The organism is Streptomyces sp. NPDC001700, assembly GCF_053596435.1.
This window is the reverse complement of sequence record NZ_JBSFGE010000029.1, coordinates 22,620-34,681: the sequence shown is the minus strand read 5'-3', so window position 1 is coordinate 34,681 and position 12,062 is coordinate 22,620. Positions and strand designations below refer to the sequence as shown.

The following is a 12,062-nucleotide window of genomic DNA, read 5'->3' as shown; positions in this document are numbered from 1 at the left end:
GGAAGCGACACGTCAGCGGCACCGGCATCGCGACAACCCGCGCCGCAGGGCGGTGTGCTGGTCGCTGACCATCCGCTGGGTGACGGCGGCGTCGGTGATGGCGGTGCTGGCGTGGAAGGTGCCCGCGTAGTGGTGCAGTTCGGTGGGCACCCCGGCCTGGATCAGCCGGTGGCCGTACGCGATGTCCTCGTCGCGCAGCGGGTCGAACTCGCAGGCGCTGAGGTACGCGGGCGGCAGCCCGGTGAGGTCGTGGGCGCGCGCGGGAGCGGCGTACGAGGGGGTCTGCCCGCTGCTGTCCCCCAGGTAGTGCCGCCAGCTCTGGAGGGCGGCGGCGCGGTCCAGGACGGGTGTGTCGGTGAACTCCCGCGCGGACGGGCTGTCCAGCCGGTCGTCCAGCATCGGGAAGTTCAGGCACTGGAAACGCAACCGCGGTCCGCCTCGGTCGCGGGTGAGCAGGGTCAGCGCGGCGGCGAGTCCGCCCCCGGCGCTGTCGCCCGCGACCCCCACCCGGCACGGGTCGACGCCCAGCTCACCGGCGCTGTCCGCCACCCAGGACAGGGCGGCGTAGCCGTCCTCCAGGCCGCAGGGGAAGGGGTGTTCGGGGGCGAGCCGGTAGTCCACGGAAACCACGACGGCCGCCACCTGATCGGCGAGGTGCAGCGCGGACGCGTGGTTGGTGTCCAGATCGCCGCCGACCAGGCCGCCCCAGTGGAAGTAGAGCAGCGCGGGCTTCGGGTCCTGGCCGCCGTGCGGCCGGTAGATCCGTACCGGGACCTTGGGTCCCCCGGGCGGTCCGGGGACCAGGGTGTCGGTCACGTCCACCGGGTGGTCCGGTTCCTGGGCCGCCGTGGCGGCCGCCGCCTCGCGCATCGCGGCCCGGGCGGCCTCCGGACGCGCGAAGTCGAGCGGGCGGAGCCCGGGGAGCGCCGTGTACGGGGCCAGCTCGGGGTCGTAGGCGTGGGTCATGACGCTCCTGCGGTGAGAGTGAGTGCCGCGTAGGCGCGCAGTCGCCCGGCACCGGCGGTCTCCGGTTGGTCATCGGACGTGGCATCCGGGTCCGGGACGACGCGCAGCAGGTCGAAGGGCCCGTCCGCGGGGTCCAGTTGCGGCACATGATGAATCGTCAGATCGGTGTGCTCGTCAATCAGTTGGGCGATGACGGCCTCGGCGAGAACATGGTGGACGTGGACGAGGTAGGCGGCCAGGGACACCCGGGTCGTGACGGCGTACAGCCGTGCCTCACGAACCGGCGCCGGGCCGTCGTGTTCCGGCGAGCCCGCCGTCGCGGGGACCCGCAGCCGGGCGGGGAGGGGCGGCAGCTCCGCCGTGGGGAACAGTCTGAGCAGACGGCGCAGCGGCGACCGTTCGCCCGCGTCGTCGGGCGCCGTCCACGCCATGGAGCCGTCCTGGCTGACGTAGTGGAATCCGAATCTGCCAGCGAGGTTCGCCGGGTTTCCGGTCAGGAACACGGTCCGGGTGTACGCCCGGAGCCATGACGCGCGCAGGGTGTCCGGAAGGCTCAGGGCGTAGCGCAGCACCGACTCCGCGTAGACCTGGGGCTCGAAGCGGCGCAGGACGACCGTCACGGTCGTCGTCGCCGCTTCGGCCGCCGAGGCCAGCTCCGTCAGCAGCTCCGCGGTGAGCGGACCGGGGTCGGAGGCTCCTTCGCCCCGTCCCGGGTGCGCGAGGCGGATCCTGGAGGCGAGCTGTGTCCGGAGAAACTCTTGGGTGAACATGCGCAACTCCTCTCGGCCATGGTCATGAGGGGAGGCCGCGCAGGCCGTTCCCCAGGCCGTCCCAGTGGATCTGCCGAGTATCCACAGGAGTCATAGCGCGCCGATAGCGCGGCCCGAGGCAGGGCGTCACTGGTGCAGCGCATACCGGACCGTTGCGCAAGAGGCATTTTCCGCCATTCACGCTATGGAACGGCAGGTCAGGATAACGCGGGTGATTACCCGCTACCTGGCGATGGAAACTAGGGAGATTAGTCCTACTGGATTCATATCATCGAGTCGTGAGTGAATCAGGAGGTTATGGGTGCTGGTGGAACGAAATGAGCAGCTCATGCGGGTCGATGGCTGGCTCAGGGACTGCGCCATGGGGACGGGCCGGGTCGTCCTGCTGGAGGGTGCCATAGGGTTCGGGAAGACCGAATTCTTGCGCAGCGTGGCCGATCGTGCGCTGAGGGCTGATGCCATCTCCGTGACGGCGACGTGTTCTCCCGGGGAGCGCGATCTGCCCTTCGGCGTCATCAGCCAGTTGTTCGCCAGCCCCGGCCTGCCGTCAGATCTCCGTGGGCGGGCGGCCTCGGTCCTGCGCGAACTCATGGTCTCCGCTGCCGCGTATTCCACGCGGGAGGCCGTGGACCGCCACCGGGCGCAGATCCACTACGACCTGTTCGGCCCGCTCATCGAGTTATCGGCCGAGGTCCCGATCGTGGCGGGAGTCGACGACATCGGACACGCGGACGAGGCGTCGCGGCAATGTCTGCTGCACCTGGTCCGAAGACTGGGCTCGGCGCGGATCCTCCTTCTCCTCGGCGAACAGCCGGAGCCGGGACCGGCGCACTCGCCGTTCCACGCGGAAGTCGTCCGGCAGCCCCAGTCCGTCCGTCTCCCGCTGGCGCCACTGACCCGTTCGGGCGTGCGCGATGTGCTGCGGAACCGGGGCGCGAAGGAGAGCGACGACATCGCCGTCCAGCGCTTCCACGACCTCAGCGGCGGCAATCCGCTCCTGCTGCACGCGCTGATCGACGACGAGGCCGGAGGCGGTGACGGCGCCAAGAGCGCGTACGGCCGGGCCCTGCTGTCCTGCCTGTACCGCAGCGATCCGGTGATGCTGTCGGTGGCCCGGGCCATGGCGGTCCACGGTGACGACCTCTGGCTGGAGGATCTCGCCACCCTGCTGGACACGGACGAGACGATCGTCGGCCGGGCCCTCCAGGTCATGGCCGACACCGGAATGCTCCGGGACGGCCGCTTCCGCCACCCCACCATCGCCCGCACCATCCTGGACGACCTGCCCGCACCGGACCGGGCGAGCCTCCACCACCAGTCCGCCCGGCTGCTGCACGGCCAGGGCGCCCCACCGGTCGCGGTCGCCCGCCATCTCCTCAGAGCGGGCGAGGTCCAGGACCCGTGGGCGACGGCCCTGCTGCTGGAGGCGGCGGGACACGCGTCGCTCCACGGCGAGGTGCGCCTGGCGGTGGACTGTCTGGAGCTGGCCCGGCGGTCGAGTACGGACGAGAAGGCCCGTACGGCGATCCGCGCCAAGCTGGCCCAGGCCGAATGGCAGCTCAACCCGTCCGCCTCGGCCCGCCATCTCACGGCGCTGACGGCCGCGGCGAGGGGCGGCGGGCTCGGCCTGAGCGACATGATCCCGCTCATCCGCCAGCTCCTGTGGCTGGACCGGGCCCAGGAGGCCGCCGACCTCCTGGCCCTCGTACGGGACATCGCGCGCGAGCCCTCCGGCGACCCCGGGGACGAGGCGCGGGATCTGGAGACCTGGCTGGCCTGCGCGTATCCGCCGCTCGCGGGCAGACTCCACGGCACCGCCGCGACGGCGGCCGGGGCGCAGAGCACCCCGGCCACCAAGGGGGCGGATCCGGGGCTGCGTACGGTCGCCGTCCTGTCCAGCGGTCTCATCCACCGGCACAGCCACGAGACCCGGGAGAGGACCACCCGCGCACTGGGCCAGTCCGGTTTGCACCCCGACTCCCCGTGGGCGGAGGAGTCCACGCTGCTCGCGCTGCTCAGCCTGGTCTACAGCGGCGAGCTGAGCGCCGCCACGGCACGCTGCCGCAGCGCCGACGACCGGCGCGACCCCGCGTCCGCTCCGACCCGGCAGGCGATCTACGCCGCCGTGGAGGCGGAGATCGCGCTCCGCAAGGGGGATCTGCCGACCGCGGTGGACCAGGCCCAGGCGGCGCTGGACCTGGTGTCGGCCCGGGGGTGGGGCACCGCCGTCGGGCTGCCGCTCGGCGCGCTGATCCTGGCGCACACCAGGATGGGCAATCTGGAGACGGCCGCCGAACTGGTCGGCCAGTCCTTTCCGGCCGCTCTCTTCCAGAGCCGCTACGGACTGCACTACCTCCAGGCGCGGGGCCACTACTATCTCGCCACCGACCGCACCCACGCCGCCCTCGCCGACTTCCTCACCTGCGGTGACCTCATGCGCGGCTGGGGCCTCGACCTGCCCGGCATCGTGCCCTGGCGCACCAGCGCGGCGGAGGCGTGGCTGCGGCAGAACAACCGCGACCAGGCCAAGCGGCTGGTCAAGGACCAGCTCGCGCTGCCCGGTGTCAACGACACCGTCACCCGGGGGCTTTCGCTGCGGCTGCTGGCCATCCTCAGCTCGCCCGGCCAGCGTACGAAGCTGCTCAGCGAGGCCGCCGACATCGTCGAGGCGGCCGGTGACAACTTCGAGCTGGCGAGGACCCTCGCCGATCTGGGCCGTGCCCACCACACCCTGGGCAAGCACCGCCGTTCGCGCATGGTCATGCGCCGGGCCTGGCACGTGGCGAACATGTGCAAGGCGGCGCCGCTGTGCCAGGAACTCCTTCCCGACATGCGCGGTTACGACGAGAGCGCCGAGCCGGGGCTCTCGGCGTCCATCGCCTCGCTCACCAACTCGGAACGCCGCATCGCCTCCCTGGCGGTGATGGGATACACCAACCGCGAGATCGCGGAGAAGTTCTTCATCACCCCCAGCACGGTGGAGCAGCACCTCACCCGGGTCTACCGCAAGCTCGCCATCAAGAGCCGCCAGGGGCTGCCGGACTGCCTGCGGGCCGACGTCGCCCATCGGGCCTGACGCGCGAGATAACGCAGTGCCGGGACGGTGTGCGCCGTCCCGGCTCCGGCTGTGGTGCTGGGTGGAACTGGCGGGGCCTTACGGAACCGCCACCGCCGGGCACAGCGCCAGCAGTTCGGCCGGCTTGCGCAGCACCACATCGGGCTCCGCCGCGAGCAGCGTCTCCTCCTCCGTCTCACCCCACAGCGCGGCCACCGCGGTGACCCCGGCGCCCCGCGCGCTGGCCAGGTCGGTGACCGCGTCCCCGACCATCACGGTCCGCTCGGGCCGGGCGTCCAGCGCCGCCATCGCCTTCAGCACGATGTCCGGCGCGGGCTTGGGGTGCGCCACCTCGTCCGAGCCGAGGACGATGTCGAACAGCGGAAGGATGCCGAGCCCTTCGAGCAGCGAACGCGCCCGGGGCCCGCTCTTCCCGGTGGCCACCGCGAGCCCCAGCCCGCGGTTCCGCAGCTCCGACAGCAGCTCGGGCACCCCGTCGAACATCTCCACGCGGTGGGCGAGCCGGTAGCTTTCGCGGACGAACGGAGCCTCCATCTCCAGCGGCAGGTCCATGATCCGCATGATGTCCGGGAAGTAGCGGCCCAGATGCCGGTTGTACTCCTCGAAGGGCGGCTCGCCCTCGCCGACGACCTCGGCGTAGGCGAGGGTGAACGCCTCGCGCATCACCGCGAAGCTGTTGACGAGCACACCGTCGAGGTCGAAGACCACCGAGGTGACCGGGGTGGCGCGGTGGCCGATGGGCTGGCTGTTCATGAGTACTCCCGCTGCCGGGGCTTCCGGGCGGTCCGGGCCGAGGTGTAGACGCGCTCGATGGCGCCGATGGCCCGTCGGGCCTCCGCGATCGCCCGGCCCCGCTCCGCCGGGTCGGCCAGCAGCGCGGGAAGGCTGTCGAGCTGCCGGTCGTACTCCGCGCCGACCGGTTCGGTGTGCACGGCCACCGGCAGGGTCCTGCCGTCGACGGTGCGGGTCAGGGTGGACCGCTCCAGACGGTTCGGGCTGAACCCGAAGGTGCAGCACAGCGTGGCGCTGCCGCCGCTGCCGTCGATGGTGATCCGGGTGGTGTCGAGCGCCTCGTGCGACGCCCAGCTCGCGTGCAGGACGACCGAGCGGCCGTCCTCGGTGATGAGGAATCCGCGCGCGGTGTCCTCGACGTCGGTGCCGCCCGCGAGGGTTTCGCCACTATCGTCGTCGCCCCGCCACGCGGCCCCCGAGGAGTGCTCGGTGATGAAGTCGGACGACAACGTGCCGACGGCGTGCCGGAATTCGGCGGTACCGAGCAGCGGAACCGCGGTGTCGATCAGGTGCCAGCCCAGATCGACCAGCGCCCCGCCGCCCGAGAGCGCCCGCTGGGTGAACCAGCCGCCCCGGTCGGGTACGCCGCGCGAGCGCACCCAGGCCAGCTCGACGTGGCGGATGCGGCCCAGCCGGGCGCCGATCTGGTACAGCGCGCGCACATCGGCGCGGTAGCGTGCCGCGCTGCCCGCCAGCAGCACCGCGCCACCGGAGCGCTCCGCGTCGGCCAGCTGCTCGGCCTCCTCGGACGTCAGGCACACCGGCTTCTCCAGGAACACCGGAATGCCCTTGGCCAGCAGCTCGCGGGCCACCGTGCAGTGCAGATGGTTGGGCACCGCCACCACGGCCAGGTCCACCGTGGCGGGGTCGATGTCGTGGACCGCGGCCAGTACCGGCAGCCCCTCCGCGCCCTCCACCGCGGCGGCGGCCGCGCGGCTGTTCTCGTCGGGATCCACCGCCGCGGTCACGGTGAAGGCGGGGTGGCGGGCGAGCCGCGGCAGCCAGATCGAGCGGGCCGCCCAGCCCAGCCCCACCACGGCGGTTCTGATCGGCTTCTCACCGGCCGAAGAGTGGCCGACTGCTGGGACGCTCATGCGCCCGCGACCACATCGGCGACGACGGCGGCCACTTCGTGCATCTGCTCCTCGCTGCCCAGCAGCACCCGGTGGTGCAGCCACACACAGTCCCGGGTCAGCGCCTCGGAGTGCGGGCAGCGGCGGGCGAGTTCGTCCACCGACAGCTCCGGGGCCGCGACCTCCCAGAAGGCGTCCGTGCGGTAGACCGCGCGGAAGGCGACGAACGCGGGCAGCCCGCGCTCGATCAGCGTGTCCACCACCTTGGCGCGCCGCTCCTCGGTGATACCCGGGATGCGGAACATCGCCATGTAGTGCGGATTGCGGTCGCCACGCTCGTCGACCGACTGCGGTACGACACCGGGGATCTCGGCGAGCAGTCGGCTCAGCACCGGCCAGCGCTGCTCGCGCGTGGTGATCTGGTCCTCCAGCCGGGCGAGCTGGGCGCGCAGCACCGACGCGGAGAACTCGTTCATCCGGAAGTTGGAGCCCGAGGTGCGGTGGAAGTAGCCGCGGTCCGTACGCGGCCGCCCGCAGCTGTGCCGTACGAAGCCCCGCTCGTACAGCTCGGCGGTGGGGAACAGCACGGCGCCGCCCTCTCCGGCGGTCATCAGTTTCCCGTTCTGGAAACTGAACGCCGCCACCGAGCCCAGCTCACCGACCTTCTTTCCGCGCCACTGGGCACCGTGGGCGTGTGCCGCGTCCTGGACCAGCGGCACGCCCGAGTCGGCGGACAGCTTGTCCAGCGCGTCCATGTCGCACATCTGACCCGCCATGTGCACCGGCATGATGGCGCGGGTCTTGGGGCCGATGGCCGCCTCGACGGCGGAGGGGTCGATGCAGTACGTGTCCGGGTCGACGTCCACGGGGACGGCCACCGCGCCCAGCCGCTGCGCGGCCTGCGAGGACGAGATGAAGGTGAACGCCGGAACGATGACCTCGGTGTCGGCGCCGACACCCATGACCTCCAGGGCGAGTTCCAGCGCATGCGTCCCGTTGGTGACCGCGAGCGCGTGCTCGTTGCCGTGGGCGGCGGCGAACTCGGCCTCGAAGGCGTCCACCTCACCGCCCCCGATGCGCCACCACTGGCCCTGCTCCAGGGCCCGGATCAGACCGTCGCGCTCCTCGTCGCCGTACTGCGGCCACGCCGGGAGCTCTGATCCCAGTCGCACACCATTACCCATGATTCCTTGCTCCTTTATGCGTTATGGAGACAGCTTGCGGCGGTCGATCGCAATAGCACGCTAACCGGCGCATGGGCAATCGTCATTCCCCTGACGACCCCCCTATAGCCCCCCTTAGGAACGTGCGTGGCCCATTTCTCACGTCGCGCGCACGACTGCCGTGCTATAAAAGGCACTTCTATGGTTAGCCGCTGTAATTCAGCCAAGCCCGCATGGTGAGGTGCGCATTGAGCAGGCTGTTGTTGGTGAACGGGCCGAATCTCGGCATACTCGGAACGCGTCAGCCGGAGATCTACGGAACCGATACGCTGCAGGACATCGAGCGCTGGGTCGCCGACGAGGTCGCGGACCGCGGCTGGAAAGTGGATTCCTTCCAGTTCGATGGCGAAGCGGAGATCATCCGAACCATTCAGGAGAACTACGACACGGTCGGCGCCATCATCAATCCGGCCGCCCTGATGATGGCCGGATGGGGACTCAGGGACGCACTTGCGAACTATCCCCGGCCATGGATAGAAGTGCATTTGTCGAACGTCTGGGCGCGCGAGCAGTTCCGGCACGAGTCGGTGACGGGCCCGCTGGCCGCGGGCGTCATCTTCGGGCTCGGCGCACTGGGATACCGGCTCGCCGCCCGCGCATTGCTGGAGAAGGTGCCGGACTGAGCGTCCGCCACCATCACATCCCAGGGGATAGAGGCTCACAACATGCTGGTGCAGGCGCTCGAGGCGCGGGCGGACGCCGTCCCGGAGGCGACGGCCCTGGAGTTCAACGGCGAGGAGCTGTCCTACCGGTCGGTGCACGAACGCGCCAACCGGCTGGCCCGCCATCTCGTGGCCCGGGGCGTCGGCCCCGACCGGGTCGTCGCGGTGATGCTGCCGCGCTCGGCTGATCTGCGGGTGACACTGCTGGCGGTGCTGAAGGCGGGCGGGGCGTATCTCCCCCTCGACCCCGAACACCCGCTGGAGCGCACCGCGTTCATGCTGGCGGAGGCCCGTCCGGCGGTGCTGGTGACCTCCCGGGAGAGCGCCGCGCACGCCGACGGTCTGGACATCCCGCACATCGTCCTGGACGACCCCGGGACGGCCACCGAGCTGGAGCGCCACCCGGCCGGACATCTGCGGGACGGCGAACGCCTCGGCACGGTACGGCCCGAGAACCTGGCGTACATCATCTACACTTCCGGATCCACCGGAAGACCCAAGGGCGTCCAGGTGCCGAGGCGCGCCCTGCACAACCTCCTCGAAGCCATGGCCGGTCGGCTGTCGCTGGGCCCGGGGGACCGCATGCTGTCGGTCACCACGCCCACCTTCGACATGTCACTGCCCGAGCTGTTCCTGCCGTTCTACACCGGCGCCTGCGCCGTGGTCGCGCCCAAGGCCACCGGACAGGACCCGCAGGAGCTGGGCGATCTGATCCGGAGCCGTGGCGTGTCCCTCGCCCAGGCCACCCCCACCCACTGGCACATGCTGGCCACCGTCACCCCGGACGTGCTGCACGGGCTGCGCATCCTCATCGGCGGTGAGGCGCTGTCGGAGAAGCTGACCGCCACCCTCCTCGAACTCGGCGCCGATGTGATCCAGTGGTACGGCCCGACCGAGACCACCGTCTGGTCGACCGTGCACCCGGTGATCGGCCCCGATGACGCCGCCGTCGTCGGCACCGCGCTGCGCAACACCGGTCTGCATGTGCTCGGCGACGACCTCGCGCCGGTACCGCCCGGCGCGGAAGGCGAGCTGTACATCGCGGGGGACGGGGTGACCCGGGGCTATCTGAACCGCTCCGCGCTCACCGCCGAGCGGTACGTGGCGAACCCCTTCGGCCCCGAGGGCTCCCGCATGTACCGGACCGGCGATGTCGTACGCCGCCGCCCCGACGAGACGCTGGAGTACGTCGGCCGCTCCGACCACCAGGTCAAACTGCACGGCTTCCGGGTCGAGCTGGGCGAGGTGGAGGCCGCGATCGAGCTGTCCGAGGACGTGGCCCAGGCCGCCGCGACCGTACGCGAGGACCGGCCGGGGGACCGCCGCCTGGTGGCCTATGTGACGGCCGAGCCGGGACGCGAACCGTCCTCCAAAGAACTGCGGCTCTTCGTGGCGGACCGGCTGCCGCTGTACATGCTGCCGTCCGCCGTGGTGGTGCTGGACGAATTCCCGCTCACCCCCAACGGCAAGCTCGACCGCAAGGCACTGCCCGCCCCGGTGGTCGAGCAGACGCACATGGTGGAGACCCACCTCACCGAATCCGAGCTGATGCTGAGCTATCTGTTCGGCCAGGTGCTCGGGGTCGACCAGGTCGGCCCCCACGACAGCTTCTTCGACCTCGGCGGCAGCTCGGTGCTGGCCGCCCGGCTGATCAGCCGCGTCAAGTCCGACCTGGGCCGCGACCTGTCGATCCGGATGCTCGTCGAGTCACCCACCGCCGCCGAACTCTCCCGCCGCCTGACCGGCGAGGAGCCGCAGGACTCCTTCGACGTCCTGCTGCCGCTCATCGTCCGGGGCAGCGAACGGCCCCTGTTCTGCATGCGCCACCTCGGCGGCACCGCGTGGTGTTACGGCGTACTCGCCCAGCACTTCGGACCGGAGTACCCGATCTACGGCCTCCAGTCGCACACGTTCCAGGAACACACCGACGCGCCCACCAGCATCGCCGCGATGGCCGCCGACTACGCGGAGCGCATCCGTGGCGTCCAGCCGCACGGCCCGTACCGGGTCCTCGGCTGGTCCTTCGGCGGCGTACTCGCCCAGGCGGTCGCGGCCGAACTCCAGCGGCAGGGCGAGGACATCGAGTACCTCGGAGTGGTCAACACCAACCCGCACATCACCGAGATGGAAGACCGTGACGAGCAGGGGCTCATCGCGCTCATCCTCATGATCAACGGCAAGGATCCCGCCACGTACGGCAGCCCGCTGACGTACGAGGACATCGCGGAGTTCGCCGACATGGCGACCAACTACGCCTGGCGCGGCGAGCGGAGCGCCGCCGAGACCTTCGTCGGCACCATGCTCACCGACCTGCGCGCCTGGAAGAACCACACGCCCGACCCCTTCCGTGGCACGCTCCACCTGTTCGCGGCCGACCCCAGCCCGGTGGCCGAGGCCGCCTCCAGCGAGGCCTGGACGCCGTACGTGACCGGCGACATCGTCCGCCATGAACTCCACTGCGGCCATGAGGAGATGCTCAGCAACCCCCGGGTGCTGAAGGACGTGGCCTCGATCGTCACCGAACACCTCACCGCCTGACGAGCCGGGAGACAGCCATCAGTTACCTGGGAATCGACGTGGGCGGCACCAAGGTGGCGCTGCGCCTCGAACACGACGACGCGAGCATCGCCGAGTCCGCCTTCCGCTGGCCCGCCACCGGCGACGCGCGCCATGACCTGGAGCTGCTGGCACACCACGTCACGGAGCTGGCGGCGGGCCACCCCGAGCGGCTGACCGGCGTCGGGGTGGCCATGCCCGCCACCCTCGACGCCACCGGCACGGTCACCGCCTGGCCCGGCCGCCCCGCATGGGCCGGACTGGACCTGCGGGGCGCGCTGTCCGCGCTGTTCGGCGACGACACCGAGGTGGGCTGTGCCGACGACGGCGATCTGGCCGCGCTCGCCGAAGCACACGAGGCGGGCTGCCCGGACCTGCTCTACCTCGGTGTCGGCACGGGTGTCGGCGGTGGCATCGTGCTGAACGGTGCCCCGCTCCCCGGCATGGGCCGCGGCTCCTGCGAGGTCGGCCATATGGTCGTGGACCGGGATGGGCCGCCGTGCGACTGCGGTCGGGCGGGCTGCGTCCAGGCTGCGGCCTCCGGCCCGGCCACCCTGCGCCGGGCGGCCCGCCGCCGGGGCGGGGAGGTGACGTTCGACGGGCTGCGCGATGCCGTGCGGCGCGGGGATCCGTGGGCCGTGACCGTGCTACGGGAGAGCGGCGCGGCCCTGGCCGCGGCCGTGACCGGCGTATCCGAACTGCTCAGCCCCTCGCTGGTGTTGATCGGCGGGGGCTTCGCGGCGGGCCTGCCGGAGCTGGTGACGGTGGTGGCCGAGCGGACGGCGGCGCTCGAACGCCCGGGGCATCCGCTGCCACCGGTCCGCGCGGCGGCGCTCGGCGGGCTGTCCTCGCTGCACGGTGCCGTCCTGCTGGCCAGGGGACTGCCCGGCTGACCCGGGGGCGCGGCGGTCTTACGAAGCTTATGTGGCGACCGGCGGTGTTAC

At 71.4% G+C, this 12,062-nt stretch carries 9 protein-coding genes; 4 read left to right on the top strand and 5 right to left on the bottom strand.

Features of this window, described 5'->3' with window-relative positions; translation table 11 throughout:
• Positions 1–12: 12 nt before the first annotated feature.
• Positions 13–966, bottom strand: a complete 954-nt coding sequence (locus ACWC5C_RS35745) for an alpha/beta hydrolase (RefSeq protein WP_450882439.1) — start codon at positions 964–966, stop codon at positions 13–15.
• Positions 963–1,736, bottom strand: coding sequence for a DUF6182 family protein (locus tag ACWC5C_RS35740; protein ID WP_450882437.1), 774 nt, complete (start codon positions 1,734–1,736; stop codon positions 963–965). The genes ACWC5C_RS35745 and ACWC5C_RS35740 overlap by 4 nt, the downstream gene beginning before the upstream one ends.
• Positions 1,737–2,037: 301 nt before the next feature.
• Here ACWC5C_RS35740 and ACWC5C_RS35735 point away from each other — a divergent pair, with 301 nt between their 5' ends.
• Positions 2,038–4,812, top strand: a complete 2,775-nt coding sequence (locus tag ACWC5C_RS35735) for a LuxR C-terminal-related transcriptional regulator (protein WP_450882435.1) — start codon at positions 2,038–2,040, stop codon at positions 4,810–4,812.
• A 78-nt stretch (positions 4,813–4,890) separates the two neighbouring features.
• Here ACWC5C_RS35735 and ACWC5C_RS35730 read toward each other — a convergent pair whose 3' ends face one another.
• The 3 genes from ACWC5C_RS35730 to ACWC5C_RS35720 are packed head-to-tail and all read right to left on the bottom strand — an operon-like array spanning position 4,891 to position 7,861.
• Positions 4,891–5,565, bottom strand: coding sequence for an HAD-IA family hydrolase (locus tag ACWC5C_RS35730; protein ID WP_450882433.1), 675 nt, complete (start codon positions 5,563–5,565; stop codon positions 4,891–4,893).
• Positions 5,562–6,698 (bottom strand): Gfo/Idh/MocA family protein, encoded by a 1,137-nt coding sequence (locus ACWC5C_RS35725; protein WP_450882431.1) that lies wholly within the window; start codon positions 6,696–6,698, stop codon positions 5,562–5,564. Before ACWC5C_RS35725 ends, ACWC5C_RS35730 begins: the two co-directional genes overlap by 4 nt.
• Positions 6,695–7,861, bottom strand: coding sequence for a DegT/DnrJ/EryC1/StrS family aminotransferase (locus tag ACWC5C_RS35720; RefSeq protein WP_450882429.1), 1,167 nt, complete (start codon positions 7,859–7,861; stop codon positions 6,695–6,697). Before ACWC5C_RS35720 ends, ACWC5C_RS35725 begins: the two co-directional genes overlap by 4 nt.
• 227 nt (positions 7,862–8,088) lie before the next feature.
• On the opposite strand from ACWC5C_RS35720, the gene ACWC5C_RS35715 reads away from it, so the two are divergent.
• From ACWC5C_RS35715 to ACWC5C_RS35705, 3 genes are read left to right on the top strand one after another with little or no spacing between them, the layout of a single operon-like run.
• On the top strand, positions 8,089–8,523 hold the full coding sequence (locus tag ACWC5C_RS35715) for a type II 3-dehydroquinate dehydratase (RefSeq protein ID WP_450882427.1): 435 nt from the start codon (positions 8,089–8,091) through the stop codon (positions 8,521–8,523).
• Between the two features lie 42 nt (positions 8,524–8,565).
• Positions 8,566–11,100 carry an amino acid adenylation domain-containing protein gene (locus ACWC5C_RS35710; protein WP_450882425.1) on the top strand — a complete coding sequence of 845 codons (2,535 nt, stop codon included), beginning with the start codon at positions 8,566–8,568 and terminating at the stop codon, positions 11,098–11,100.
• Positions 11,097–12,011: an ROK family protein gene (locus ACWC5C_RS35705; RefSeq protein ID WP_450882553.1), complete on the top strand. Its 915-nt coding sequence runs from the start codon at positions 11,097–11,099 to the stop codon at positions 12,009–12,011. The genes ACWC5C_RS35710 and ACWC5C_RS35705 overlap by 4 nt, the downstream gene beginning before the upstream one ends.
• The last annotated feature ends 51 nt before the right edge of the window (positions 12,012–12,062 follow it).

Excerpts from the sequence above, each read along its gene's own strand:
- ACWC5C_RS35745 (WP_450882439.1), bottom strand. The coding sequence starts at position 966 with ATGACCCACGCCTACGACCCCGAGCTGGCCCCGTACACGGCGCTCCCC.
- ACWC5C_RS35740 (WP_450882437.1), bottom strand. The coding sequence starts at position 1,736 with ATGTTCACCCAAGAGTTTCTCCGGACACAGCTCGCCTCCAGGATCCGC.
- ACWC5C_RS35730 (WP_450882433.1), bottom strand. The coding sequence starts at position 5,565 with ATGAACAGCCAGCCCATCGGCCACCGCGCCACCCCGGTCACCTCGGTG.
- ACWC5C_RS35725 (WP_450882431.1), bottom strand. The coding sequence starts at position 6,698 with ATGAGCGTCCCAGCAGTCGGCCACTCTTCGGCCGGTGAGAAGCCGATC.
- ACWC5C_RS35720 (WP_450882429.1), bottom strand. The coding sequence starts at position 7,861 with ATGGGTAATGGTGTGCGACTGGGATCAGAGCTCCCGGCGTGGCCGCAG.
- ACWC5C_RS35710 (WP_450882425.1), top strand. The coding sequence starts at position 8,566 with ATGCTGGTGCAGGCGCTCGAGGCGCGGGCGGACGCCGTCCCGGAGGCG.